Origin of the sequence: Vibrio tapetis subsp. quintayensis (genome assembly GCF_030409945.1) — a bacterium.
Classification (GTDB): domain Bacteria; phylum Pseudomonadota; class Gammaproteobacteria; order Enterobacterales; family Vibrionaceae; genus Vibrio; species Vibrio quintayensis.
Genome location: NZ_JAUFQV010000039.1, coordinates 1 through 24,821, shown reverse-complemented (window position 1 = coordinate 24,821; position 24,821 = coordinate 1). Strand labels below are relative to the sequence as shown.

Below are 24,821 nucleotides of genomic sequence, written 5' to 3'. Positions count from 1 at the left end.
CAATGTGATAGTTTGGAGTGTCGCTAACCAAAAGGGTGGTGTAGGCAAAACAACAACGACAGTTACGCTGGCGGGGTTGTTAAGTCAGCGTGGTAAACGAGTGTTATTGGTAGATACCGACCCTCATGCGTCTCTGACTACTTATCTCGGATATGACTCTGACGAAGTGCCATGTAGCTTATTTGATATGTTTCAATTGAGGCAAATCGATGAAAGCAGCGTCAGCTCCTTGATTTTAGGTACAGATATAGAAAATATCGACATTATTCCTGCTCATATGTCGCTCGCAACACTTGATCGAGTGATGGGGAATCGTAGTGGTATGGGGCTTATCTTGAATAAGGCCCTTGCTGCAATTTCTGAGAAATATGACTATGTACTGATTGATTGCCCGCCAATTTTAGGGGTAATGATGGTTAACGCATTGGCAGCCAGTGATCGAATTCTCATTCCTGTTCAAACGGAATTCTTAGCCATGAAAGGCTTAGAGAGAATGGTCAGAACATTGGCGATCATGCAGAAGTCTCGAACCTCCGCGTTTAAGACGACCATAGTACCGACCATGTATGACAAGCGCACTAATGCTTCGCTTCAGACGTTAACACAACTGAAGAAAGGGTATCCTAATCAAGTGTGGCCGTCTGCAGTACCTATAGACACCAAATTCCGCGACGCCAGTTTAAAGCATTTACCTGCGTCGTATTTTGCACCTGGTAGTCGTGGCGTATTTGCTTACAAACAGCTCCTTATCTATCTCGAGAGGTTATCTTTCGATGATTAAAGAACCGGATCCTGTACTATCAAGCGAACAGGCGCTAGATGACTACTTTACGGCATTGCTCGGCGAAGACTTATTCTTCTCGAATGAGAAAGACGAGCTTGATGCCAGTGAACCTGACTATTCTGCCGAAGAAGTGATCGTTGTTAATAAGGTCGTGCAATCGGACGTCACTGACGAATTGGCAGAATCTAAGGAAGCACAAGTACAGGCCCAAGAAGTTCATAGTTCAGAACTTCAATCACCTGAAGCTCCAGTTACTGAATCTGATTCTGACGATGAAACAAGAGGTTCGGATGAACAAGTTGAATCAGATGCGGATCCGAAAAATGGCACAGATCAATACGCATCCGATGAATTTGAATTTGAACCGCAAGCTAAGTTACAAAGTGAACCGAGTTCGTCCTATACTGAAGTAGTCTATAGCGAATTTGAAGTTCCTGATTTAGAAGATGTTCAACGTTTATTAAGTCAGTTAGAGTCGACCAATGTTGCAGATGAGCCAGAAATTGACGAGCTCATTAATCAAAATAACGTCGATATTGCCGTTGTAGCAGAGGTTGCTCAAGAAGAGCCATCTTTGCTCAGCGCAGAAATTCAAGAGTGGGAAAGCAGCTACGCCGAACCTCAGATTGAAGAGCAAGAAGTAGAACTTGAAGCGATAGCCGAACCTGAGCCTGTAATTGCTGAGACTGTAGAGCCTATAGCCATTCCAGAAGTTCATGAAGAAGAAGTCATTGAGCAACACGCAGAGGCCCAACCTCAAACAGAATCGGGTGCAGGGTTTGCTAAAGAGTGGACTACTGTTGCAAGGAACGATGCGTTTCAAGTACTTTATTTTGAAGTAAATAGCGTCGTTTTTGCTGTACCTTTAGATGAGCTTGGCGGGATACATCAAAAGGCTGAAGAACTTAATCACTTGATTGGTCGTCCTGATTGGTATTTAGGCTTACAGACCAACAAGAACGACCAGTTAGATGTTGTCGACACCGCAAGGTGGGCAATGTCCGAAAAATTGACCGATGATACACATCGCGATAACTATCAATATATTGTGATGTTAGATGAAAGTCATTGGGGGTTAGCATCGAACCAGTTAATGGGTACCGAGTGGCTTAGCCCTGAGAAAATCCGCTGGCGCAAAAGTGCCGGGAAACGTCCTTGGTTAGCCGGGATGGTTAAAGAAAAAATGTGCGCTCTGATCCATGTCGATGCGATGATCACAATGCTGGATGCAGGGCTCGATGTCAAAGCGTTGGACAGTTAGAAGTAGAATTGTCGTTAGCGGCAAAAATGAGGATAAAACATGTCTCAAACGAACGAAGTAGAAGTAAGAAAAGACCAAGCAAACGATGAAGTTCTTCAGTGGGTAACATTCCAGCTTGAAGACGAAACATACGGCATCAATGTAATGCAAGTACGTGAGGTATTGCGTTATACAGAGATTGCGCCAGTACCGGGAGCGCCTGATTACGTTCTGGGTATCATCAACCTTCGTGGTAACGTTGTAACAGTTATTGATACACGTTCTCGCTTCGGCTTAATGCAAGGCGAAATTACAGATAATACGCGTATTATTGTGATTGAATCTGAGCATCAAGTGATTGGTATTTTGGTAGATAGCGTTGCTGAAGTGGTTTACTTACGTTCTTCTGAAATTGATACCACGCCAAGTGTTGGTACCGATGAAAGTGCTAAGTTCATCCAAGGTGTAAGCAACAGAGAAGGTAAACTTCTGATTCTTGTTGATCTAAACAAGCTGCTTACTGATGAAGAGTGGGATGACATGGCTCATCTATAATGATGAATGAGTTATCAACAATGTTACCTCTTTTAATAGGGGTAGCTGTGTTTGTTGCGCTTTGTATTATCTTGGTGTTTGTACGCGTGAAACGCACGGGTGCTAAGCGTTTGGAAACACAAAGGCAGCAGGTACGTGGTTTAGAAAAAGAATTGCAAAAAACCAATAAGCAAGTACTGGAAGTACGTTCTGTTATGGTTGGTTTAGGGCAAAAAGTAGCTGAGCAACAAGACATCATTCAGCATCTAGTAGAACGTGTGACAGAATTGGAACATACCGATTCAGATGGCCGCATGTACTCTCGCGCTAACAAAATGGTGCAACTGGGTGCCGGAATTAACGAGCTGATTGAAGAATGTGAATTGCCAAAAGCAGAAGCAGAATTGATGATGTCGTTACAAAGCAAAATTGCGGGTAAAGAGAAAGTGCCTCCTTTGAATGACCACCCTGAAAGAAAGGGAATGAGGTCGCCAGCTCAGCAACGAAGACCACAGCATAAAATGAAATAGTGAATTTAGGTGGCTGTATTATTGCCAGTTACCCACATTGAGTAAAAATTCATCGTAGTTTGTTAAGAGAAGGCCGAAAGGTCTTCTCTTTTTTGTATCATTTACTTTCAATTTATAGACCGAATAATCTACGTTATGTGTCCTTTTTCAAAAATGTGGCAATTAGTTAACAGATTTCTGGTGCGATTCGCGTTTCCTTAACTTCTAGTTCTATTTTGTGGTCAATTCTGTGTGTTAAGATAACGACTCAATTACTTTAATAATTAAGACCATGCTTGAAGTATCAAACCTGACTGCTATTCGAGATGAACGCGTACTGTTTGAGTCCCTATCATTTTCCGTGCAACCGGGTGAATTGATACAAGTTGAAGGACGAAATGGCACAGGAAAAACCACGTTATTGAGGATCATTGCAGGTCTAGGAGATAGCGAAGAAGGAAGCATTTCTTGGAATAATGAAAGCATTTTTGATAACCGTGATGCCTACCATCAAGATCTGCTGTTCTTGGGGCATCAACCTGGTATAAAACGCGAACTTAACGCGTATGAAAATCTCGCCTTTTATCTTCAACTTCATCAGCAGAAAAACGATCAACAAGCGATATGGAATGCACTGACTTTGGTCGGGCTTGCTGGCCGAGAAGAAGTGCCTGTTGGCCAGTTATCCGCTGGGCAACAGCGACGTGTAGCGTTGGCTAGATTGTGGTTGAGTAATCATCCTCTTTGGATATTAGACGAACCATTAACGGCGATCGATAAGCAAGGCGTTAAAGTGTTGGAAACCTTATTTCTAAAACACGCTAATTCTGGGGGAATGGTTTTGCTGACGACACACCAAGACATGTTTGCCGACAATCCATTACTTCGAAAGATTCGATTAGGAGACTAACTAAATGGTTTCTTCTATGCTAACGATTGTGCGCCGAGAGCTGCTCATCGCATTCAGACGACAAGCCGACATCTTAAATCCGCTGTGGTTTTTTATTATTGTCGTAACCCTGTTTCCGCTCAGTATTGGGCCAGAGCCAAATTTATTAGCACGCATCGCGGCTGGAATCGTTTGGGTTGCAGCGTTGCTTTCAGCTTTATTGTCATTAGAACGTCTATTTCGTGACGATTACCAAGATGGAGCGTTGGAACAAATGATGCTGATGCCTATCCCATTGCCGTTGGCCGTTATGAGTAAAGTCATCGCGCATTGGCTACTCACTGGCTTACCACTCATACTTATCAGCCCGTTGCTCGCTATATTATTGTCGTTAGACTTTAATACTTGGTTAGCGGTTGTGCTGACATTGCTGGTGGGGACACCAACGTTAAGCTTTATCGGCGCGATAGGTGTTGCTTTGACCGTCGGACTGCAAAAAGGCGGCGTATTGTTGAGTTTGTTAATTTTACCGCTTTATATCCCAATTTTGATTTTTGCTACCTCGGCAATTGATGCAGCCAGTCTAGGGATGGCGTATAACGGTCAACTTGCCGTGTTAGGTGCCATGTTAGCAGGAGCGGCAACATTAACGCCGTTTGCAATCAGTGCGTCATTAAGAGTCAGCGTAAACTAGCACCACTTTATTACAATAAACGCGATGCATAGATGTCGTGTATTCAAATAAATATTAGGGCTTCCACGGCAAATGCTGAAAGGAAGACACCAGAAGCAAGAGTGAGACAGACGATGTGGAAATGGCTTCATCCGTACGCAAAGCCTGAAAAAGCGTATCAGCTTAGTGGCACCTTATTACCTTGGTTTTCAATTTTAGCCCTAGGTTGCTTACTCACGGGTTCAATTTGGGGCTTGGCGTTTGCTCCTTCTGATTATCAGCAAGGAGACAGTTTCAGGATCATCTATATTCACGTGCCTTCTGCTATTTGGTCCATGGGCGCTTATATGTCTATGGCCATCGCTGCCTTTATTGGTATCGTTTGGCAAGTACGCCTTTCCGATATGGCTGCCGCTGCCATGGCTCCTATTGGCGCGGTGTTTACCTTTATCGCTTTAGTTACTGGTGCGATATGGGGAAAACCAATGTGGGGTACATGGTGGGTATGGGACGCTCGCTTAACATCAGAACTCATTCTACTTTTCTTATATCTGGGTGTTATCGCGCTTTATCACGCGTTCGACGACCAGAAAACCGCAGCGAAAGCCGCCGGTATTCTAGCTATGGTGGGTGTGATTAACTTACCTATTATTCACTTCTCGGTTGAATGGTGGAATACGCTGCACCAAGGCGCAACCATTACTAAGTTCGAAAAGCCGTCGATCTCCGGTGACATGCTATGGCCACTACTGCTGAACATCTTTGGTTTTGCTTTCTTCTTTGCCAGCTTAACGTTGGTGAGATTTAGAAACGAAATAATCGCTAAAGAAAGCCACAGACCATGGGTGCAAGCTATTGCGGCATCACGTGCGGCTACTTCATCTCACACGAATAAGAGGTAACTAAATATGCATTTTGACTCTTTTTCAGATTTACTCGCAATGGGCGGTTACGCAGGATATGTATGGGGCGCATTTGGAATTACATTTGGTTCCATGCTGCTTCTGTTAGTATTGAGTATTAAACGGAATCGTGAACTTTTTAAAGGCGTTCAGGCCAAAATAGACAGACAAGCGCGAATCGACGCGGCGAAAGATATGGAGAACACACTATGAACCCAAGACGTAAGAAGAGGCTCGGTCTCGTTCTCGCTTTAGTTGTCGGTATCGCGACTACTGTTGGCCTGATGCTGTATGCATTAAATCAAAACATGGATTTATTCTATACTCCAACTGAATTGGTTATGGGTAAGCCCGACGGTTCAAAGCCTTATGTTGGTCAGCGATTACGCATTGGCGGCATGGTTGTTGAAGGCTCGGTTTCGCGCAATCAGGAGTCACTCAGAGTGTCTTTTGACCTTGCCGATGTTGGCCCTAAAGTAACGGTTGTGTATGACGGCATTCTGCCGGATCTATTCCGTGAAGGACAAGGTATCGTTGCTCAGGGTGTACTCATCGATGCAACAACCATTGAGGCTTTTGAAGTGTTAGCGAAGCATGATGAAGAATACATGCCACCGGAAATTGCGGAAGCGATGAAGAAAACTCACGAACCGCTACAATATTCCGATGAGCAAAAACAAGGAAGCTCTAAATGATCGCTGAAATAGGCCACTTTGCCCTGATAATTTCATTAGGGTTTGCCGTGCTATTGAGTGTATTGCCCTTATATGGAGCAAGCCAAAATAACACGACCTTGATGAATTTTGCTCGCCCGCTTTCTTGGGGAATGTTCTTACTGCTCGGTCTGTCGTTCTGTATTTTGCTTTGGGCATTTTACACTAACGACTTTACCATCACGTACGTTGCCACGAACTCTAATACCTTATTACCTTGGTATTATCGACTCACCGCCGTATGGGGCGCTCATGAAGGCTCTTTATTGCTTTGGGTGCTAATACAAGCTGGTTGGACGGTCGCTGTTGCTACCTTTAGCCGTGGAATGCCACAAGAATCCGTTGCACGAGTTTTGGCTGTGATGGGCTTGATTACGGTTGGGTTCTTGTTGTTCATTATTATGACATCAAATCCGTTCTTACGTACTCTGCCATTTTTCCCGATTGACGGTCGAGACCTTAACCCACTACTGCAAGACCCAGGGTTGATCATTCACCCTCCTATGCTTTACATGGGTTATGTTGGTTTCTCTGTTGCGTTCTCTTTCGCTATTGCATCATTGATGACAGGCCGTTTGGATACCGCTTGGGCTCGTTGGTCTCGTCCTTGGACAACCGCTGCATGGTTATTCCTAACACTAGGTATCGCACTAGGTTCTTGGTGGGCGTACTACGAACTTGGCTGGGGTGGCTGGTGGTTCTGGGATCCAGTAGAAAACGCATCATTCATGCCTTGGCTAGCGGGTACCGCGCTGATGCACTCATTAGCTGTAACTGAAAAACGCGGTACATTTAAAGCGTGGACAGTATTGCTGGCTATCTCTGCGTTCTCGTTGAGTTTGCTTGGTACGTTCCTCGTTCGTTCAGGCATTTTGGTTTCTGTGCATGCGTTTGCTTCTGACCCTGCGCGTGGCATGTTCATTCTAGCGTTCTTAGTCTTTGTTATTGGCGGTTCGCTACTGCTGTTCGCACTAAAAGGTTCATCAGTTCGTGTTCGTGGTAATTATGATCTGTTTTCTCGTGAGAATGCGTTATTAGGTAACAACATTATTTTGGTTGCTGCGTTAGTCGTAGTGCTAGTTGGTACTTTGTTACCTCTTGTTCATAAGCAGTTAGGTTTGGGCTCGGTTTCTATCGGTGCGCCATTCTTTAATATGCTGTTTACATGGTTGATGGTTCCATTTGCATTCTTGTTGGGCGTAGGCCCGCTTATTCGCTGGAAAAAAGATGATCTATCTAGTCTAGCTAAGCCAATGATGGTGTCTGGTATTGCCGCGTTTTCATTTGCTGCACTCGCCGTCTTCACATTAGCAGACCGCTTTACAGGCCTTGCATATTTAGGCTGGGTGATGGCGCTATGGATTGTATTCATGCACGCCTTCGAACTGCACCAACGAGCGACGCATCGTCACACATTCCTCGTCGGTGTAAAGAAGCTGCAACGCAGTCACTGGGCTATGATGTTTGCTCACTTCGGCATGGCGGTTACGGTTATCGGTATTGCCATGGTACAAAACTACTCTATTGAGCGTGATGTACGTTTAGCTCCGGGTGAAACGTTCGAAATTCAAGGGTACGATTTTTACTTCAAAGGTCTACGTGACACAGATGGCCCTAACTATGACGGCTATACTGCTGACTTTGAAATTACTCTGGATGGTAAATACGTTAATACTTTGCACGCTGAAAAACGTTTCTACAGCACTGCAAAATCTATGATGACAGAAGCGGCTATTGACCGTGGCGTGACTCGTGATTTGTATATTGCACTGGGCGAACGTTTGGATGAAGGTGACGCGTGGGCTGTACGCATTTATTACAAACCATTTGTACGCTGGATCTGGCTAGGCAGTATTTTTATGTCTTTAGGTGGTGCGATTGCAATCAGTGATAAGCGTTACCGTTTTAGAAAGAACAATAATACTGTGGTAAAGGAGCACTAAGATGAATCGAAATGTAATGTTTGCTCCTTTGGCGTTTTTCCTAATATTGGTCGTGGTATTTGGTACGCAACTCACACGCAACGCAGATGGTGACGATCCAACTAAGTTGGAATCTGTATTAGTGGGTAAAACGGTGCCAGAGTTTCGTTTAGAGGACTTGGCTGAACTCGGAAAACTGTACGATCAAACCATTTTTGTAGGTGAGCCTCTGTTAATCAATGTATGGGCAACATGGTGCCCAACATGTTATGCAGAGCACCAATACCTTAATGAACTTTCAAAAGAGGGCGTTAAGATCATTGGTTTGAACTATAAAGATGACCGAAATAAAGCGGTGCAGTGGCTTACCGAGTTGGGTAACCCATACCTGATTAGCTTGTTTGATGGTGACGGTATGTTAGGGCTCGATCTGGGTGTATACGGAGCGCCAGAAACTTACTTGGTTGACGCCAATGGTGTGATTCGCTATCGCCATGTTGGTGATGTGAATACCAAAAACTGGCATGAAACACTGCAGCCGATGTATCAGCAATTCTTGGAGGAAGCGAAATGATTCGATCGATTCGCACCTTTCTATTGATCCTTTGTGCATTTTCAATGCCTGCGATGGCATCGATTGATTTACATGAGTTTGATAGTGTAGAGCAAGAACAAAAGTTCAAAGAGTTGAGCGCGACACTGCGTTGCCCTAAATGTCAGAACAATTCCATTGGTGATTCAAATGCGATTCTGGCTCAAGATTTACGCCAGAAAGTGTATGAAATGCTTAAAGATGGAAAGTCCGAGCAAGAAATCATTGATTATATGATTGCTCGTTACGGTAATTTCGTCACTTATAACCCGCCTGTTACACCGGTTACCTCGGTACTCTGGTTGGGGCCACTTTCTGTGATTGTGTTCGGTTTTGGTTTTATTATCTTAAGAAGCCGTAAGCGCAAATCTGCCGAAAAATCTGCGGAAGATTGGGATGCAGATAAAGAAGCGAAGCTAAAAGCGTTACTGGAAGAAAGTGACCAAGGAGACAAAAAACAATGATGATGTTTTGGATAGCTACGCTGGCTTTGGTGGTACTTTCGAGTGTTTTCATTCTGTGGCCGTTGTTAGTAAAAAAGGAAGTCGACGACGAAGCTCGCCGCGACGAGCTTAATAAAGCGTTTTATAAAGATCGCTTAGCTGAACTTGAAGAAGAGACCGATGAAGGCTTGGTAGATAACCAGCAAGAATTAGTGTCGGATTTAAAACAAACCCTGCTTGATGACATCCCAAATCAACAAAAAAGTGCAGAGACACAAGTGTCGATGCCATTAGTTGTTGGTGCATCTATCGTGTTTATGGCGATATTATCGTATGGAACCTACTTCAAGTATGGTGCCTCTGATGACGTTGTAAGCTGGCAGCAAGTGTCTAATAACTTACCCGAGTTAACGAAAAAGCTGATGTCGCCAGGTAATGAACCATTGGCTGACGATGAGATGGATGATCTCACTCTTGCTCTTCGAACTAGGTTGCATCATCAACCTGAAGATTCCACAGGCTGGTTGCTACTAGGAAGAATCGCTTTAGCAAATCGTGATATCACGACTGCTATTGGTTCAATGAAAAAAGCGTACCGTCTTGAGCCTCAAGATACCGATATTCAATTAGGCTACGCACAGGCATTGATGCTCTCTTCGGATGAGTCAGACTTGAATAACGCTCGTGCTATTTTGTCCGGGCTTATTAAGGAAGATTACGTAGACTTACGCGTATTCTCTCTATTAGCTTTTGATGCGTTTGAGCAACAAGATTACCCAGCCGCAGTGCAGTATTGGAGCATGATGCAAAAAATGATTGGTCCTGAAGACAGTCGTTACACTATGCTTCAACGCAGTATTGAAAATGCACGATTGAAAATGGGTGATGCCCAGCAAGCGTCTGGTAAGTCTGTAGCGATTACCATTAGCTTATCGCCAGAAGTGCAAGCCAACAGTAACGCCGCATTAATTGTTTCGGCTCATCGTGCTGATGGAAGCCCAATGCCAGTTGCAGCGGCTAGATACCCACTGGGTAGCTTTCCTCGTACTGTTGTCATCGACGACCGAAATAGCATGATAGAAGGGCAGAACTTATCTGATTTACCTGACTTCATGATCCGTGCTCGAATAGACAGTGACGGCAACGTTTCGACCCGAGAGGGTGATTGGTACGGTGAAAGCTCTGTTATCAAACTGGGTGAACAGGTTGCGTTAACGATTGATAAGCGTTATTAATAGCTAAAGCTTGTTATTACCTCACAATCAATCAATCAGTGAATGTGAGGTAATTGGATTAAAAAACCGGCTTCGGCTGGTTTTTTTGTTGTTAGGAAAGGATGCATGACGTTTAAGCAGTTGAAAATCGTCTCAGTTATAATACTGACCAGTGTATTGTTGGGTTGCAGCAGTGCGCCTAAAGAACCAGAAAACGAGCAGCACCCTAATGACCCTTTTGAAGGGGTCAACCGGGTGATGTTCGACATAAACTACGACTATATTGACCCTTACTTAGTCCGTCCGGTGTCTATCGCCTATGTTGAAACTGTGCCGGTTCCTGTACGTGGTGGTATTGGTAACTTCTTGGCCAACTTAGATGAACCTGCCAGTATTGTGAATAACCTATTGATGGGAAAGGGTGAAAGGGCCGCGGATCATTTTAATCGTTTTTGGATTAACTCAACGCTTGGCTTACTCGGCTTTATCGATGTTGCTTCGGCAGCGGGCATCAGTAAACACGATGAACGTCAATTTGGTGATATGTTGGGTTATCACGGTGTTGGCCACGGTCCGTATTTTATGGTGCCTGGCTATGGGCCGATCACTGCGCGTAAAACCACCAGCTTTATAGATGGAAAATATGTGCCTTTGTCTTTACTAAACTTTTGGGCAAGTGCCGGAAAGTGGGCGTTGGAAGGCATGGAGAAACGGTACGTTTTAATCCCACAGGAAGGGACGCTAGAAGCTTCGCCTGATCCATATGCACTCAGTCGTGAAGTTTACTTACAGCGCCGTGATTACACGGCAGGACTGGAAGTGGAGATAGACGAAGAGGAAGAAGACTATTTGGATGATTATCTGGATGAAGAATTTTAAAAGCGAGTTCTAAGCTGAAGGAAAAAGTGAGGATTCGCTGCGCTCACTACAATACAGAACGGTCTCGGGCTTTTTTGAGACGCTAGAGACGAGAAATTATAAGAGCAACAGTTATGCGTTTGTGTAGCTGTTGCTTTTTATTTACCCGCAGATCTACTTTAATTCGTCGTCTTGGAGTCGAGCACTCGGTTGGAAGATCTCTAATGACATTATTAAAACGAAAAAAGCCTCATCAATGATGAGGCTTTTTTCTAAATATGGTCGGTGAAGAGGGATTCGAACCCCCGACCCTCTGGTCCCAAACCAGATGCGCTACCAAGCTGCGCTATTCACCGAGTTGTTGTCGGTTTGCCCTGACAACGAAGCGTATATTACGGGTTCTGAGTTTAGACGCAAGTGTTTTTATTGTAATTTTTCAGAATATTAGTTTGTTTGATTAACTCTTGTACTACTCGAATGAAATGTGACCGCAACCGCAACTGTGATAGGTCATAATTGGCTTAACTATTTGAATTGATCTGGATCATTACCGTTTTGTTACGCAAGTATTAATGTGAGGTTGTCTTTCAATACACATAGAGAGGATTTATGGATTTTTGGCTTGATCTCCTATTTGGTAATGCCGTTGGTTTGACTTCAATGATCGTCATCTTCATTACTGTAGGTTTAATGCTATTTTTCGGTAGCTTCTTCATCTATAAAGTAATGAGTGACAAATCTCCTCACTAGATCGATTGGCAATGAATCAATTGCACCGGGGGAAGTGAACTACTTCTTCCGGATTTCTTTGCCTGTTACAAAAACTCTTCTATAAATCCCTTTGCCTTATCCAATTTCTTCTCGTTTGAGTATATAATTACCTGTATCTAGAAAACCGTTTTTGATGATGTTATGACTCAAGAAGATGAACTTGACCTGTTTGCGCAGATGATGACGGACGTAAGGCCAATCTCTCAAGATAAAGCCGTACTTCAAAAGCAGCATAACTTAACCGATGCTCATATAGCCAAGCAAGAAGCGGCTGTTCATCTTAGTGAAAGCGATCCTGAATACCTTTCTATCGATAGCGCCCCAATGCTAAAACCAGATGGCTTCCTTGAATTTAAGCGCTCAGGGGTGCAGGACGGTGTTTATCGTAAATTGCGGCTGGGTAAATACCCGTTACAAGCCCGCTTGGATTTACATCGTAAAAGCTTGAAAGAAGCACGAGATGAAGTGCTAAAGTTTCTGCGTCAATGCCAGAGGCTTGATGTTAGAACCGTGATAATTGTGCACGGTAAAGGAGAGCGCTCGACTCCTCCGGCCTTAATGAAAAGTTATGTGGCTGCGTGGTTAGAACAAATCCAAGAAGTGATGTGTTTTCATAGTGCGCAGCGCTATCATGGCGGCACAGGTGCTGTTTATGTCATGCTAAGAAAAAGTGCAGAGAAAAAATTGGAAAACAGAGAGCGTCATCAAAAACGATTAAGCGAATAATTTAACAATAAGATCAAATGATTTTATTGCCCCACACTCCGTTGTGAAACGTTACATAAAGAGAGTCACATGTCCCAAGAAATGAAAGCAACTCGACTGAACAAATTTATTAGCGACACGGGCTTTTGCTCTCGTCGTGAAGCCGACAAATTGATCGAGCAAGGCCGAGTGACCATTAATGGTTTGATCCCTGAAATGGGAGTTAAAGCAACCGAAGCCGATGAAGTACTTGTTGATGGTAAATCACTGCGCAATAAAGAGAAGCCGATTTACATCGCGTTGAACAAACCAACGGGCATCACCTGTACAACAGAGCGCCACATTGAAGGCAACATTGTTGATTTCATTGGCCACCGCAAACGCATCTTCCCAATTGGTCGTTTAGATAAGCCGTCAGACGGCCTAATTTTTCTGACTAACGATGGAGACATCGTTAATAAAATTCTTCGCGCGGGTAACTCTCATGAAAAGGAATACGTTGTTCGTGTAGATAAGCCGATTACTGAAGAGTTTTTGCAGAAAATGGCATCGGGTGTTGAAATCTTAGATACGGTAACACTGCCTTGTACTGTGACTAAAGAAACCAAGTTTTCATTTCGTATCGTATTGACCCAAGGTCTTAACCGCCAGATTCGCCGTATGTGTGAAGCGTTAGGTTTTGAAGTGTTTAAGCTGCGTCGCGTGCGTATTATGAATATTTCATTGGATGGTATTCCTAATGGTAAGTGGCGTTACTTGACTGATGATGAAATGACAGAAATTCATAGTATGTGCGAAACGTCGAGTGGTACTGAAGAAGCATCGAAAACCGATGCTGAGGGTAAGGCGATAGTGAAAGCGACGGATGCTAAACTCTATGATAGCCGCCAACAAACTCAAGAGCGTGAGCCGCGTAAGCACAAAACGTTTTCAGGAAACGAGGACTCTTTCCAACGTCGCCCTAATCGTTCTAACCGAGGTGATTCAGCCCCGTTTAAGCATGAGTCTAACACTAGGTCTGAATCGCGAGGCAACAGAAGGCCTACGGCAGGTGGAAAACCAGCAACGAACAACAAACCAGACTCAAATAAAAGCAGGCCGTTTAAAGTTCGTAAGCCTACAGGTAAAACATTGGGCTAAGCCAGAACTGGCTAGCTAGGTGACATTAAGCAGTATTGAATGAGGAAGGCTTGCATAGCCTTCCTTTTTTTCGCCATGAGTTTGAGAGTGTCACTCTATTTGAGGATGGCTTAAAGGCTAGATGCAAGACGTAGTCTTGGAGTGTGATAGCTGTTCTACTTGCCAACCTTGCTGCTTCATTAGCGTTATTAGGTTGTCTTCGCCGATTAAATGCAACGCCCCTACCACCACGAAAAATTGCCCTGATTTAGGTAGTAAACCTGAATCTAACTGTTTTGCCCATGCTCTATTTCGGTCGCCAAGCAGCATGTTGATCATTGTTTCATCATACTCTTCACTATCTAGCAGGGTGAGTAAGCTGTCTTTGTCGCCATTCTTCCAGCTATCGATCTGACATACAAAAATATCATCGGCTTTATCCCACTGCTCTATTAATTCCGTCAGCAATGGTGCGCCATTTTCAGGCAATGAATTCAACATATTCAATTGGAAATCAATGGTCTCAAGCGGATACATGGGAATATTGAGCTTTACGGCTTGATCGGTTAGTACTTTGTCTACGCCAAATTCGCCATGGTAACCAAGAGAATTGATTTGCTTCATCTGCAAGCTCATAGCGGTGAGCCAAGGTGGTGATGACAGCATCGCTTCAGTCGGGAGTTTGTGTTGCTTAAGCAAAGTGATGAGTTTGTTGGCTTGTAACGAATTAAGTGCTTGTTGAGTGCTGAGTTTTGAATGCGGTAAAACGGGCGTGCTTTGATTGGTTAAATCAATCTCACTGACAAAACCATCACTATTTTCTAGAAAATTCATGACAGGCGAGGGCAGCGGGTACATAGATGAATCGCCCACATGAATTGAGCCAAATAGTAATAGCTGTACTTGTTGTTTTTGAGCTACCCAATAAATGGGTTCGGCATGGGTGCTTAGCGTCATTAGGCTTAGCAATAATGCGCCAATAATAGAAAGTTTCTTTAAATTAAGCATTAATTGATGGTTCCCTAAGTCAACATAACAGCCGTTGTAAGATTACGATTAAAGTCGCTTTAAAGCGATAACAAATAATGATAATTCATATTTGGGCTCTAATTTGGTCGAAAAGTACCCACCTTCATTCGGGTCGATAACTAAGTCGATGTTAATGATAGCTGGTGTAAATGTGATAACCCTCACGAAGTGGGGGTAAAAAAGAATAAATATCACATTTTGTACGGGGTTTCATATGTGAAGTGAGTCGGAAAATTATGGTGTGGTTGAGCAAGTTAGGTGATCTATATCACTAACTGGTTGTGATTTAACTCGCAATATTTTTTATGTTTATTGGTTAACTTGTTGTTATTTATGGTTTTTTATATTTTTATATCGTTTCATTTTGAACTGGATCACCAAAGTGCTTTTGTTATTTTGAACCTCGAAAAATATCTGTAATGATTCGTCTCAAGCAAGGAATGCACATAAACACCTTTAGCTGTGGTGTTCCTCCAAATGGCAAGGTTAGCCAAAAACACGACAGTTCAGTTTAAAATAGATAGGTAATTAAAATGAAAAAAGTATTCGCACTTACAGCACTAGCAGCGGTTTTCTCTACCAGCGCATTTGCAGGTTCTTCTTACGTAACAGGTAACGTTCAGTTCCACAGTGAGAACAAAAACCCTAACGCAACGTCTACACTAGAAGCCGGTCATACTTTTGACACTGGCACTACCATTCTTACCGAGTTCGATGGTATCTCTCTAGGTAGCTACGAAGGTGCGTTTGAAGAAGGTAAAGGTGCGACGCCATACATTACTCTAGGTGTAGAGCAAAGCTATTCTTTCAATGATAACCTATGGGTTGCTGTGGGTTACCACCACCTACTAAACAACGGCGAAACGGTTCAAAACCGTCCGCTAGCTAAAATTGGTTACAACTTCGATAACGGCATTGCAATTAGTAACCGTACTCGTTACCACAACATCAAAGAAGGCGACAACAATCAATGGCGTTTTGATAACCGCATTGGTTACGCAGTTAACGCTGATGTTGCAGTAGCGTACAACAACGTTTATGTTTCAAACACTGAGAGTGGTGTTAAGAACACAATGGATCACGAAATGCGCGCAACCTGGACACGTGAAGGCGTTCAACCATACTTTGAGCTTCGTAGCCAAGGTCACGGTGGCGAAGGTAACGTGAACAATGCATTCGTATTTGGTGCTTCTTACGGTTTCTAAGTCCAACCGTATATAAGTTCTAAGTCCGCAAAAAAAGCCAATGGTTCTCCATTGGCTTTTTCCGTTGTGTGGTTTCTGAAAATTGGCTGTTTTTAAAACATTAACTTAAAGCATCACTACTTTTGATTGTGTCGTTCATATTCAAACGTATGGCCTTGCTCATTAAACGCATATACAACAAACTCATCTTTCTTATCGCCATACTCCATACCTGGGGATCCCATTGGCATACCAGGAACGGCTAGCCCTTTTGCTTTATTGGGCGGATTGGCTAAAAAGCGCTTAATGTCGCTGGCAGGTATGTGGCCTTCAAAAACATATCCGTCTATTTCTGCGGTATGACAAGAAGCGAGCTCTGGCGTCACCCCCAATTTTTGTTTGATTGGGTTCATGTTCTGATGGTCGTTAACATCGACATCAAATCCTGCTTTCTCCATGTGTTTTACCCATTCGCTGCAGCAGCCACAATAGGGTGATTTATGGGTAATGACATTAGCGGCAAATGCCGACGTTGCGCTAAAAATACTCGCAATAACGATCAGTTTGGAAAGTTTCATTATTTACCTCTATGTTTTTGGCTGAGCTTTTGATGATGTGGTGGTGTAAAAAGTCGAAGTCGATTGGCATTACTCACAACGGTAATAGATGACAACGCCATTGCCGCGCCCGCAAATACTGGGCTGAGTAAGAAGCCGAAAAATGGGTATAGCACGCCTGCTGCAATTGGAATACCAAGCGAATTGTAGACAAAAGCGCCGAGTAAATTTTGGTGCATATTTTTTACCGTCGCTTTGGACAGCTCTATTGCATTGGTAATAGCAAGTGGAGAGCTATTGAGCAGGGTCATCTGCGCACTTTCAATGGCGACATCCGAACCGCTGCCCATGGCAATGCCTATATCTGCATTAGCTAGAGCGGGGGCGTCATTAATGCCATCGCCAACCATTGCCACAATTGAACCGTTGTCTTGTAATTGTTGTATGTGCGAGGCTTTTTGTTCAGGCAGTACTTCGGCAATCACATGGTCAATACCGAGCTGAGAACCAATATTATCGGCGACCATTTGGCTATCACCTGATAGCATCACTACATCAATGCCTTGTTGTTTAAGCAATGAAACCGCCTGATGTGCGTCGGGCTTAATGGTATCGGCAATACCAAATACCGCGGCAATGTGATCATCTATGGCGACCAAAATAGCCGTATGAGCTTGTTGTTGATAATGTTGTACTTGCCCTGCGAGAGGGTGATTGTGTTGGGAGTCTTTGAGCATGAAGTTAGGGCTGCCAATTTTAACACTGACACCGTTTATCACCGCTGAAATGCCTTTTCCTCGTTGGTTGTTAAAGGTGTTTTCACTATTTGGTAAAATAGCCGAAGCACTGTGATCTTGCTGAGTATATTGGCACAACGCGAGTGCAAGTGGGTGCTCAGACTGAACTTCAGCGGCGTACACTAACGGGTATACCTTTTGTTCCGACCAACCATCAGAGAAGGCAACCGATTGAACTTGAGGTTTTCCTTCTGTCAGCGTTCCTGTCTTATCAAACACGACGGTACTGATTTTACTTGCCGTTTGCAGTACGTCAGCATCGCGGATCAATATACCCAATTCAGCGGCTTTACCTATCCCTACAGTAACGGACAGTGGCGTCGCTAAGCCAAGCGCACAAGGGCAGGCAATGATGAGGACGGTAGTGGCGACGACAAGCATATAGCTGGCTTTGGGATCGGGGCCGACGAAATACCAGATGGCAGCCGAAACAATCGCGATAGCAACCACGACAGGCACAAAAACGGCTGAAATAGAGTCTGCCAGTTTTGCTAGTTCTGGCTTACTGCTTTGCGCTTTTCGTACCATATTGATGATGCGAGCAAGCTTGGTGTTGCTGCCGACAGAACGCGTTTCAATGACCAGGCTGCCATCGATATTAATGGTACCAGCAGAAACATTGTCCCCAACAGTTTTTGTACTCGGTAGTGCTTCACCCGTTAGCATAGATTCGTCGAGATCACTTTCACCTTCGATAATCACGCCATCAACTGGGATCTTTTCTCCGGGTTTAATGCGTAAATGCATGCCTGCTTGAACCTGCTCAAGAGAGACAGAACGTTCGTTGCCGTTTTCAATGAGCCAAGCATGCTGAGGTTGTAAGTTAACCAAGGCTTGTAAAGAAAGGGTTGTTCTCGCTTTTGCTTTGGCTTCAATATAGTGGCCTAACGAGATAAGCCCGATGATCATCGCGCTTGCTTCAAAGTAGACATGGCGAGCCGAGCTTGGGAACCATTGTGGAAACATAACGATGAGCATTGAAAACAACCAAGCAGATCCAGTGCCTAATGCCACTAAGGTGTCCATCGTAGCTCGGCGGTGCAAGATAGATTGCCACGCATTCACAAAGAAATCTTTGCCTGCCGTAGCCAGTAACCAGAAGCAAACAAGGCCTATTATTCCCCATGCCCATTGATCTTGGCTGTTTCGAATCATCATGTTGCCACCAAAGACACCCCACGCCATTAATGGGGCACCGATAGCAAGTGCGATGAAAGCGCTACGTTTGTGGTGACTGAGTGTTTGCTGAAGCTTGGCATTTTGACGCTCACGTTGAGTGGCTTCATCGAGAATGCGTTCTGCATGATATCCCGCAGCTTTAACGGCAAGCATCAGTGCTTGTTCTCGTTCTGGTGTGTCATGAGTTATCACCAGCAGGGCCGATTGTTCGGCCAAATTAATTTGAACGTGCTGAACCCCTTCAACCTGATTAAGCGCCTTTTCGACCGATGAAACACAACTAGCACAGGTCATTCCCCCTATCATTAGCTGAATCTCTATACTGCTGTCGACATTTTGATGATTGGCTTCTGAATCAGCATTTTTTAATGGATGCAGTGAGTCATCAATGCTTTTGGTAATGGAGGGTTCTTTATTTATTTGTTCGGTTGTCGCTTGGAAACCCAGCTGAGAAATTTCATTGATGAGTTGGTCTTGAGTGCTAAAAATTAAAGCGGTTAGATGTGTCTTAGTCACCTCCGAGCGAACAACCCAATCGAGCGTGTTGAGATGGGAGGTAACTTTTGCAACACACTTACCACAACTAAGCCCTTGTAAAGATAATTCAACTTTCGCGCCAGCCTGATAACCAAGAGATTCGACAGATTGTGCGATCACTTCAGCCGGTTGTAAGGTAGAAATCGTCAATTGCGTGGGAGTGATGTGGTCAATGCTCGTATCTGACAAGGCGAGCAATGCCGTCTTCACTTTATTAGCGCATCCCATGCAATTTAATCCTGTTAGGGGAACTTGATAATGGTTCATTGCTCGAATCTCATAATAGGTAACTATGAATAAGAATAAACCTTCCATCAAGGGGAAGGTCAATAGGTCATTCTGCAAATTGTTGGTGGTGGTTCATTGATAACGGTAAGGAACTAATATCAGCATTGTACAATTACGATACGGTGGTAAAATGACGCCAATTTTTCTGCTTATCTTGATGGCATGGCAACAATGTCGTGTCATACCGACACATCCAAAGGAATTATAATGACGGTTAAAACTCGTTTTGCTCCTAGCCCAACAGGCTACCTTCACGTTGGTGGTGCTCGTACTGCACTTTATTCATGGCTTTACGCTAAAAGCCAAGGCGGCGAGTTTGTTCTACGTATCGAAGATACCGATTTAGAACGTAACTCTGCAGAAGCAGTAGAAGCGATTCTTGAAGGCATGAAATGGATGGGTATGGAATGGGATGAAGGTCCTTACTACCAATCTAAGCGTTTTGACCGTTACAACGAGATGGTTGATGTGTTACTTGCACAAGACAAAGCCTATAAGTGCTATGCGTCGAAAGAACTGCTTGATGAAATTCGTGCAGAGCAAGAAGAAAACAAAGAAATGGCGCGCTACGATGCTAACCACCCGAAAATTGTTGCAGCGAACGAAGCCGCAAACGAAGACGATGCGTGTGTTATTCGTTTCCGTAATCCAAAAGAAGGTTCGGTTGTATTTGAAGACCAAATCCGTGGCCGTATCGAGATTTCAAATAGCCAGTTAGATGATTTAATCATTCGTCGTACCGATGGCGCGCCAACGTACAACTTTGTTGTTGTGGTTGATGACTGGGATATGGGCATTACGCACGTGGTTCGTGGTGAAGATCACATCAACAACACGCCTCGTCAAATCAACATCTATGAAGCACTAGGAGCGCCAGTACCAACTTTCGCTCATTGTGCAATGATCTTGGGTGACGACGGCGCGAAACTGTCTAAACGTCATGGCGCTGTCTCTGTTATGCAGTACCGCGACGAAGGTTTCCTTCCTAATGCGCTGAACAACTACTTAGTTCGTTTAGGTTGGTCTCACGGTGATCAAGAAATCTTCTCTGAAGAAGAGATGATCAACTTGTTCAGCCTGAACGCTATCAGCAAATCGGCTTCTGCGTTTAACACTGATAAGTTGCTTTGGTTGAACAACCATTACATCAAGACATCTGAACCAGAATACGTCGCTAAGTACCTTCAATGGCACCTTGACGCTCAGAAGATTGATACGTCAAATGGCCCAGCGATCACGGAAGTGATTAAGCTTGTTGGTGAGCGTTGTAATACACTGATTGAATTGGCTGAGCAATCTCGTTACTTCTACGAAGATTTTTCTGAGTTTGAAGCGGGCGCGGCGAAAAAACATCTACGCGGTGTTGCAAAAGGCCCACTTGAATTGGCTCTTGCTAAAGCTGAAGCACTAGAAGAGTTCACAACAGTAAACATCAAAGAAGGTGTCATTGCTGCTGTATGTGAAGAGCTAGAGATTGGCATGGGTAAAATCGGCATGCCGTTACGTGTTGCGGTAACTGGTGGCGGTCAATCGCCTTCTGTTGATGCTGTGATGGAGTTGGTTGGTAAAGAGCGCGTTGTTGCTCGTATCAAGCTCGCACTCGCTTTCATCGCTGATCGCGAAGCTAACGCTCAGTAATTGAGTTTATTGGTTAGTCGCAACCTTAGTGCACTAACGGCAGATAAACTACAAAGTTAATACTCAAAAAGCCGCTATCAATTAGCGGCTTTTTTTCGTTTGTACTTCGTGCTCTATAGTCAGTTCATTATGTTTGGCCATAAACTGCACGTGGCTTTCTATTTGCTGGTGGAGTTCCTGCTGCCAATCCTGTTGGCTACATTGTTCCAAAATCAAAACGATTAGGTGTTCTAACCTTTTTAATGACCAACTCTTTAAGTCAATTTCTGAAAGAGGGTGACAGCTAACAGACTGCAATTTTGCATAGGCAAAGTTTAAATAACTGTATGCCTTTTGCGTTTCATTGGCTTGAACGTAATGCCGATGGATTCGCAAGCATCCATCCAACCAGCAAGCAATCGCTTTACTTTGTGCGTCGGTAATCGATGGCCCCCACACAGCTTCTGGAGGGCTATGGACTAATGGTATGAGGCTATCAATCTCGTGAAGCTTTCCAGACTCATACCATTGAGATACATGCAGTTGCCATGTTTCTAGTGTCATCATGCAGCGTTGACCCATTTCCTAACAAAATGATTTTGACCCACTTGATCATAGTGTGGCTCAGTTATGCCACTCATTGCTCTGATGGTGTCTGCGTTTTGGGTGTAATTTGGTTCACTTTCTACTAACTGTCTAAAGGGTAGATCAGGATCAGGGACTGCGGAGATTAATAACTTAGTGTATGGGTGTTGCGGATTGCTCAAAATCGACTGAGTATCACCCCATTCGACGATTTGTCCTTGATACATTACGGCCGTTTCTTCGGCAATGTAGTGAGCTGTTGCAAGGTCGTGAGTAATGTAAAGAAAGCCGATACCCAGTTCTTTTTTCATTTGCTGCATCAGGTTCAACACGCCTAAACGAATAGAAACGTCTAACATTGAAGTTGGCTCGTCGGCTAAAATCATTTCAGACCCAACAGCGAGAGCACGAGCCAAATTCACCCTTTGTCGCTGGCCTCCGCTCAGTTCATGCGGGTACTTTTTCAAGGTGTCTGGCGCAAGCTCAACTAAGTCTATTAGCTCTGCAAGTCGTGCTGGAATTTGGGCCTGATCAGCAACTTGTTTATGAATTTTAATGGGCCGTGTTAAATGATGCTCAATGGTATGTGTTGGATTTAATGATCCAAATGGGTCTTGAAATACCATTTGAACTTTACTTCGATATTCTAATACTTCTTTTCGTTTTGTTATGTCGTCAATGTTTCGGCCTCGATAGAGAATTTCGCCTTCTGTCACGGGGAACACCTTGGTCATTAAGCGAGCACAGGTGCTTTTACCACAGCCAGATTCCCCAACCAGTGCGAGTGTACGCCCTGCATACAGATTGAAGCTTATCCCTTGCAGCGCAGTGAAAGTGTCGGCTTTCGCAAGGCCGCCATTAACGATGAATCTCTTGGTGACGTTTTTCACTTCAATAATTGGCTGGCTCATGCTGGTTCTCCCTGCTGATTTTCTTTTTTCGCTTCATGGATATTGGGGAATGACGCCCATAGCTTCTGGGTATAAGGGTGCTGTGGGTTGTTGCGGATTTCTTTAGATGAGTTAACTTCTACTAACTCACCGTACCTCATTACAGCAATTCGGTCGCATAATTGGCTCATTAATGCCAAGTCGTGAGTTATGAATAATACAGAGAAGCCAAACTCTTCTCGCAGTTCAAAGATCTGCTGAAGAATTTCTCGTTGCACCACAACATCTAACGCCGTAGTCGGCTCATCCATTACGATAAGATCAGGGTTTAGCGATAGCGCAATGGCGATAACCAGACGTTGGCGCATGCCTCCGCTAAATTGGTGTGGGTACTCCGTTAGCCTTTCACGAGGAATATTAACCAGATCGAGCAATTTTTCGGCTCGGTCTTTCGCTTCAATATCGCTATATCCTTTATGATGCCTAAGTACATCAGAGAACTGTTCTTGAATTGTGAGCACCGGGTTTAACGAGTTCATGGCACTTTGAAAGACCATGGCTATTTCGCTCCAGCGAAGAGTTTGTAGTTGCTCATCGGAAAGGCGAAGAATATCGCGCTCTTTAAACCAGATTTCGCCGCCAGAGATAAAAGCGGGTGCTTTATGCAGTCGATTAATAGCAAAAGCGATGGTGCTTTTCCCGCAGCCAGATTCCCCTGCCAAACCAAAAATTTCACCTCTGCCAATATCCAGATCAACGGATTTTACGGCATTGAAATCTCCGGTTTCGGTGATGTAGTCAACACACAAATTTCTGATCTTTAGAATGGGGTCAGGATGAAAAGCATGTACGTGTTTTTCAGATGTCATGAGCGATCCGTCAAGTGGTAATGATATCGCTTATCATTACCACTTGTTTCGCGTTAGAAAACAAGCTGGCTTTTATAAGGTGATGTGTGCCGAAAAAACCGGCAAGGTAAGCTGAATTTTTGCGAACTCGATCACTTATGAGAGGAGGTCAGAATTAATGGAGAACGAGTTAAGTAGAGATCGCAGAGCGCGATCTCTGTACTCCTAAAGTAAGTTCTTTTCATGCATCTTTCTTTCAATACAATGATGGAAATTATTTTTACCAGCGCAGTATTTAACGATACTTACAGGAACATCCATTCCTTTTATTCGTTTTGTTTCTTCATTTTTCATTTCAGCTTGAACAGATGTGAAAACAAGAAACTGTAGTGGATTAGCTAATTTGGCCACAGAGTTAGAGCTCTAGGCATGAGGACAAAGTAAGCCAAAATACAGATGCATCAAATCATGGTCAATTTCGCTCGGGCTTGCTTTGGGGCATAAACATTTTAGGCAACAAGTACGGATTTCTTACGATTTTTCAGTACACTATGGTGTAGAAACAATTTATCAAATGCCCGAAAACTAGGATCTGGTTAACCTAAATATTCTCTATATGCCTGCACTTCGGAAATGATGAGCAGCCATAAAACTTAGAACCCGCGTAGGCGCTTTTCGTTGCTGTTCGTATGACTAACTCAGAATTGCATTTTGGGCATATTTTTTTCGTTACGTTGCTGGTTTGTGCAGAACAGTGTTCTTTAGGCTGACTTAGGGCATGTTTGCCGCTTTCTACCATGTTAACCAGCTCATCTCCACTTACTAACCAAAACCGCTTTCCTTTAGCAAATTGCCGCGCTTCATTAGTGAAGTTTCCAGTAGTGACAATGATCATGCGTGCTGCTTGGTTATCTAGCATGACACCGTACATTTCTCTTAGCACTTGAACGCCAACACTTCTGGTTTTCCACTGCTTACACTGGACAAGAGATTGCTCTCCCTCTTTTTTAAGCCAGATATCGACACCACCGTCAGGGGCAGATGAAAGCTGCTGTTTTACCTCATAACCATTACATTTAAAAAACTCACCAACGTAACTTTCAAACTCGATCCAATTCATTGCTTTAAGAGGTTCAGTGCTCTTTTGACGTTTGATTTTTGTTGTGGCGCGTAAGAAGTGTTGTTTTCGATTCCATTGCTTGAAGAAGGCGATTGGAGCTGGAATTAGAAACAGAAAAGTAAAGTAAGGCGCAATCGTTGGCAACTGTGTGGCAATGGAGGTTAGAACTATATTGCTCTCATCTAGCATTAAAGCGGGCGCAATATAAGTCATACCAAAGTAGGAGGTGGTCGCTAGAATGACACTTAACTGCCAAGGGGCATCGTAAGCGTCTAATTAAGCAGTGAGGCCTTATTCGGCCTCATCGATTTCCATGTTCCAA

Annotated in this window: 26 protein-coding genes and 1 tRNA gene; 19 read left to right on the top strand and 8 right to left on the bottom strand. The window is 43.9% G+C overall.

Annotated features, from left to right (window positions below):
• Positions 1–4: 4 nt before the first annotated feature.
• From QWZ04_RS20165 to QWZ04_RS20100, 14 genes are all read left to right on the top strand, one after another.
• Positions 5–781 carry a ParA family protein gene (locus tag QWZ04_RS20165; protein ID WP_290330049.1) on the top strand — a complete coding sequence of 259 codons (777 nt, stop codon included), beginning with the start codon at positions 5–7 and terminating at the stop codon, positions 779–781.
• Complete coding sequence (locus QWZ04_RS20160) at positions 774–2,045, top strand: chemotaxis protein CheW (RefSeq protein WP_290330048.1); 1,272 nt, start codon at positions 774–776, stop codon at positions 2,043–2,045. The genes QWZ04_RS20165 and QWZ04_RS20160 overlap by 8 nt, the downstream gene beginning before the upstream one ends.
• 39 nt (positions 2,046–2,084) lie before the next feature.
• Positions 2,085–2,579, top strand: coding sequence for a chemotaxis protein CheW (locus QWZ04_RS20155; RefSeq protein WP_102522711.1), 495 nt, complete (start codon positions 2,085–2,087; stop codon positions 2,577–2,579).
• Positions 2,580–2,599: 20 nt separating this feature from the next.
• Positions 2,600–3,088, top strand: coding sequence for a DUF2802 domain-containing protein (locus tag QWZ04_RS20150; protein ID WP_435433641.1), 489 nt, complete (start codon positions 2,600–2,602; stop codon positions 3,086–3,088).
• Between the two features lie 271 nt (positions 3,089–3,359).
• Complete coding sequence (ccmA, locus tag QWZ04_RS20145) at positions 3,360–3,977, top strand: cytochrome c biogenesis heme-transporting ATPase CcmA (RefSeq protein WP_290330046.1); 618 nt, start codon at positions 3,360–3,362, stop codon at positions 3,975–3,977.
• A gap of 4 nt (positions 3,978–3,981) precedes the next feature.
• On the top strand, positions 3,982–4,650 hold the full coding sequence (gene ccmB / locus QWZ04_RS20140; protein WP_102522709.1) for a heme exporter protein CcmB: 669 nt from the start codon (positions 3,982–3,984) through the stop codon (positions 4,648–4,650).
• A gap of 113 nt (positions 4,651–4,763) precedes the next feature.
• On the top strand, positions 4,764–5,531 hold the full coding sequence (locus QWZ04_RS20135; protein ID WP_290330044.1) for a heme ABC transporter permease: 768 nt from the start codon (positions 4,764–4,766) through the stop codon (positions 5,529–5,531).
• 6 nt (positions 5,532–5,537) lie between these two features.
• Complete coding sequence (ccmD, locus tag QWZ04_RS20130) at positions 5,538–5,744, top strand: heme exporter protein CcmD (RefSeq protein WP_290330043.1); 207 nt, start codon at positions 5,538–5,540, stop codon at positions 5,742–5,744.
• Positions 5,741–6,226 (top strand): cytochrome c maturation protein CcmE, encoded by a 486-nt coding sequence (gene ccmE / locus QWZ04_RS20125; RefSeq protein WP_290330042.1) that lies wholly within the window; start codon positions 5,741–5,743, stop codon positions 6,224–6,226. Before ccmD ends, ccmE begins: the two co-directional genes overlap by 4 nt.
• Complete coding sequence (locus QWZ04_RS20120; RefSeq protein WP_290330041.1) at positions 6,223–8,187, top strand: heme lyase CcmF/NrfE family subunit; 1,965 nt, start codon at positions 6,223–6,225, stop codon at positions 8,185–8,187. The genes ccmE and QWZ04_RS20120 overlap by 4 nt, the downstream gene beginning before the upstream one ends.
• A gap of 1 nt (position 8,188) precedes the next feature.
• The gene (locus tag QWZ04_RS20115; RefSeq protein WP_290330039.1) at positions 8,189–8,740 is read left to right on the top strand and encodes a DsbE family thiol:disulfide interchange protein; all 552 of its coding nucleotides are present in this window, start codon (positions 8,189–8,191) and stop codon (positions 8,738–8,740) included.
• Positions 8,737–9,222 carry a cytochrome c-type biogenesis protein gene (locus QWZ04_RS20110; RefSeq protein WP_290330037.1) on the top strand — a complete coding sequence of 162 codons (486 nt, stop codon included), beginning with the start codon at positions 8,737–8,739 and terminating at the stop codon, positions 9,220–9,222. The genes QWZ04_RS20115 and QWZ04_RS20110 overlap by 4 nt, the downstream gene beginning before the upstream one ends.
• On the top strand, positions 9,219–10,436 hold the full coding sequence (ccmI, locus tag QWZ04_RS20105; RefSeq protein ID WP_290330036.1) for a c-type cytochrome biogenesis protein CcmI: 1,218 nt from the start codon (positions 9,219–9,221) through the stop codon (positions 10,434–10,436). The genes QWZ04_RS20110 and ccmI overlap by 4 nt, the downstream gene beginning before the upstream one ends.
• A gap of 105 nt (positions 10,437–10,541) precedes the next feature.
• On the top strand, positions 10,542–11,294 hold the full coding sequence (locus QWZ04_RS20100; RefSeq protein WP_290330035.1) for an MlaA family lipoprotein: 753 nt from the start codon (positions 10,542–10,544) through the stop codon (positions 11,292–11,294).
• A gap of 258 nt (positions 11,295–11,552) precedes the next feature.
• On the opposite strand, the gene QWZ04_RS20095 is transcribed toward QWZ04_RS20100, so the two are convergent.
• Positions 11,553–11,629: transfer RNA gene (locus QWZ04_RS20095), tRNA-Pro, on the bottom strand.
• A gap of 253 nt (positions 11,630–11,882) precedes the next feature.
• On the opposite strand from QWZ04_RS20095, the gene QWZ04_RS20090 reads away from it, so the two are divergent.
• The 3 genes from QWZ04_RS20090 to rluF all read left to right on the top strand — a co-directional run bounded on the left by QWZ04_RS20090 (position 11,883) and on the right by rluF (position 13,889).
• Positions 11,883–12,023, top strand: coding sequence for a DUF3149 domain-containing protein (locus QWZ04_RS20090; protein WP_102522052.1), 141 nt, complete (start codon positions 11,883–11,885; stop codon positions 12,021–12,023).
• Positions 12,024–12,185: 162 nt separating this feature from the next.
• Complete coding sequence (smrA, locus tag QWZ04_RS20085) at positions 12,186–12,770, top strand: DNA endonuclease SmrA (protein WP_290330034.1); 585 nt, start codon at positions 12,186–12,188, stop codon at positions 12,768–12,770.
• Positions 12,771–12,839: 69 nt separating this feature from the next.
• Positions 12,840–13,889, top strand: a complete 1,050-nt coding sequence (rluF, locus tag QWZ04_RS20080; protein WP_290330033.1) for a 23S rRNA pseudouridine(2604) synthase RluF — start codon at positions 12,840–12,842, stop codon at positions 13,887–13,889.
• 117 nt (positions 13,890–14,006) lie between these two features.
• On the opposite strand, the gene QWZ04_RS20075 is transcribed toward rluF, so the two are convergent.
• The gene (locus QWZ04_RS20075) at positions 14,007–14,876 is read right to left on the bottom strand and encodes a TraB/GumN family protein (protein ID WP_290330032.1); all 870 of its coding nucleotides are present in this window, start codon (positions 14,874–14,876) and stop codon (positions 14,007–14,009) included.
• Positions 14,877–15,430: 554 nt separating this feature from the next.
• On the opposite strand from QWZ04_RS20075, the gene QWZ04_RS20070 reads away from it, so the two are divergent.
• Entirely contained in the window at positions 15,431–16,102 is a 672-nt protein-coding gene (locus QWZ04_RS20070; RefSeq protein WP_290330030.1) for an oligogalacturonate-specific porin KdgM family protein, read from the top strand.
• Between the two features lie 116 nt (positions 16,103–16,218).
• Here the strand turns inward: QWZ04_RS20070 and QWZ04_RS20065 are convergent, their stop codons facing one another.
• Both QWZ04_RS20065 and QWZ04_RS20060 read right to left on the bottom strand, forming a co-directional pair.
• Complete coding sequence (locus tag QWZ04_RS20065; protein WP_290330029.1) at positions 16,219–16,659, bottom strand: DUF411 domain-containing protein; 441 nt, start codon at positions 16,657–16,659, stop codon at positions 16,219–16,221.
• The gene (locus QWZ04_RS20060) at positions 16,659–19,418 is read right to left on the bottom strand and encodes a cation transporter (protein ID WP_290330028.1); all 2,760 of its coding nucleotides are present in this window, start codon (positions 19,416–19,418) and stop codon (positions 16,659–16,661) included. The genes QWZ04_RS20065 and QWZ04_RS20060 overlap by 1 nt, the downstream gene beginning before the upstream one ends.
• Before the next feature lie 228 nt (positions 19,419–19,646).
• Here QWZ04_RS20060 and gltX point away from each other — a divergent pair, with 228 nt between their 5' ends.
• On the top strand, positions 19,647–21,077 hold the full coding sequence (gltX, locus tag QWZ04_RS20055) for a glutamate--tRNA ligase (RefSeq protein ID WP_290330027.1): 1,431 nt from the start codon (positions 19,647–19,649) through the stop codon (positions 21,075–21,077).
• 81 nt (positions 21,078–21,158) lie between these two features.
• On the opposite strand, the gene QWZ04_RS20050 is transcribed toward gltX, so the two are convergent.
• From QWZ04_RS20050 to QWZ04_RS20035, 4 genes are all read right to left on the bottom strand, one after another.
• On the bottom strand, positions 21,159–21,623 hold the full coding sequence (locus tag QWZ04_RS20050) for a transcriptional regulator (protein WP_290330026.1): 465 nt from the start codon (positions 21,621–21,623) through the stop codon (positions 21,159–21,161).
• Entirely contained in the window at positions 21,620–22,552 is a 933-nt protein-coding gene (locus QWZ04_RS20045) for an ABC transporter ATP-binding protein (protein WP_290330025.1), read from the bottom strand. Before QWZ04_RS20045 ends, QWZ04_RS20050 begins: the two co-directional genes overlap by 4 nt.
• Positions 22,549–23,400 (bottom strand): ABC transporter ATP-binding protein, encoded by an 852-nt coding sequence (locus QWZ04_RS20040; RefSeq protein ID WP_290330024.1) that lies wholly within the window; start codon positions 23,398–23,400, stop codon positions 22,549–22,551. Before QWZ04_RS20040 ends, QWZ04_RS20045 begins: the two co-directional genes overlap by 4 nt.
• A 580-nt stretch (positions 23,401–23,980) precedes the next feature.
• Complete coding sequence (locus QWZ04_RS20035) at positions 23,981–24,712, bottom strand: restriction endonuclease (protein ID WP_290330023.1); 732 nt, start codon at positions 24,710–24,712, stop codon at positions 23,981–23,983.
• Between the last annotated feature and the right edge of the window lie 109 nt (positions 24,713–24,821).

Excerpts from the sequence above, each read along its gene's own strand:
- QWZ04_RS20120 (WP_290330041.1), top strand. The coding sequence starts at position 6,223 with ATGATCGCTGAAATAGGCCACTTTGCCCTGATAATTTCATTAGGGTTT.
- QWZ04_RS20155 (WP_102522711.1), top strand. The coding sequence starts at position 2,085 with ATGTCTCAAACGAACGAAGTAGAAGTAAGAAAAGACCAAGCAAACGAT.
- QWZ04_RS20040 (WP_290330024.1), bottom strand. The coding sequence starts at position 23,400 with ATGACATCTGAAAAACACGTACATGCTTTTCATCCTGACCCCATTCTA.
- rluF (WP_290330033.1), top strand. The coding sequence starts at position 12,840 with ATGTCCCAAGAAATGAAAGCAACTCGACTGAACAAATTTATTAGCGAC.
- QWZ04_RS20075 (WP_290330032.1), bottom strand. The coding sequence starts at position 14,876 with ATGCTTAATTTAAAGAAACTTTCTATTATTGGCGCATTATTGCTAAGC.
- QWZ04_RS20100 (WP_290330035.1), top strand. The coding sequence starts at position 10,542 with ATGACGTTTAAGCAGTTGAAAATCGTCTCAGTTATAATACTGACCAGT.
- ccmE (WP_290330042.1), top strand. The coding sequence starts at position 5,741 with ATGAACCCAAGACGTAAGAAGAGGCTCGGTCTCGTTCTCGCTTTAGTT.
- QWZ04_RS20065 (WP_290330029.1), bottom strand. The coding sequence starts at position 16,659 with ATGAAACTTTCCAAACTGATCGTTATTGCGAGTATTTTTAGCGCAACG.
- gltX (WP_290330027.1), top strand. The coding sequence starts at position 19,647 with ATGACGGTTAAAACTCGTTTTGCTCCTAGCCCAACAGGCTACCTTCAC.
- QWZ04_RS20045 (WP_290330025.1), bottom strand. The coding sequence starts at position 22,552 with ATGAGCCAGCCAATTATTGAAGTGAAAAACGTCACCAAGAGATTCATC.
- ccmD (WP_290330043.1), top strand. The coding sequence starts at position 5,538 with ATGCATTTTGACTCTTTTTCAGATTTACTCGCAATGGGCGGTTACGCA.
- QWZ04_RS20070 (WP_290330030.1), top strand. The coding sequence starts at position 15,431 with ATGAAAAAAGTATTCGCACTTACAGCACTAGCAGCGGTTTTCTCTACC.
- QWZ04_RS20150 (WP_435433641.1), top strand. The coding sequence starts at position 2,600 with ATGTTACCTCTTTTAATAGGGGTAGCTGTGTTTGTTGCGCTTTGTATT.
- QWZ04_RS20135 (WP_290330044.1), top strand. The coding sequence starts at position 4,764 with ATGTGGAAATGGCTTCATCCGTACGCAAAGCCTGAAAAAGCGTATCAG.
- QWZ04_RS20035 (WP_290330023.1), bottom strand. The coding sequence starts at position 24,712 with ATGACTTATATTGCGCCCGCTTTAATGCTAGATGAGAGCAATATAGTT.
- QWZ04_RS20115 (WP_290330039.1), top strand. The coding sequence starts at position 8,189 with ATGAATCGAAATGTAATGTTTGCTCCTTTGGCGTTTTTCCTAATATTG.
- ccmI (WP_290330036.1), top strand. The coding sequence starts at position 9,219 with ATGATGATGTTTTGGATAGCTACGCTGGCTTTGGTGGTACTTTCGAGT.
- QWZ04_RS20110 (WP_290330037.1), top strand. The coding sequence starts at position 8,737 with ATGATTCGATCGATTCGCACCTTTCTATTGATCCTTTGTGCATTTTCA.
- QWZ04_RS20090 (WP_102522052.1), top strand. The coding sequence starts at position 11,883 with ATGGATTTTTGGCTTGATCTCCTATTTGGTAATGCCGTTGGTTTGACT.
- QWZ04_RS20050 (WP_290330026.1), bottom strand. The coding sequence starts at position 21,623 with ATGATGACACTAGAAACATGGCAACTGCATGTATCTCAATGGTATGAG.
- ccmB (WP_102522709.1), top strand. The coding sequence starts at position 3,982 with ATGGTTTCTTCTATGCTAACGATTGTGCGCCGAGAGCTGCTCATCGCA.
- smrA (WP_290330034.1), top strand. The coding sequence starts at position 12,186 with ATGACTCAAGAAGATGAACTTGACCTGTTTGCGCAGATGATGACGGAC.
- QWZ04_RS20060 (WP_290330028.1), bottom strand. The coding sequence starts at position 19,418 with ATGAACCATTATCAAGTTCCCCTAACAGGATTAAATTGCATGGGATGC.
- QWZ04_RS20160 (WP_290330048.1), top strand. The coding sequence starts at position 774 with ATGATTAAAGAACCGGATCCTGTACTATCAAGCGAACAGGCGCTAGAT.
- ccmA (WP_290330046.1), top strand. The coding sequence starts at position 3,360 with ATGCTTGAAGTATCAAACCTGACTGCTATTCGAGATGAACGCGTACTG.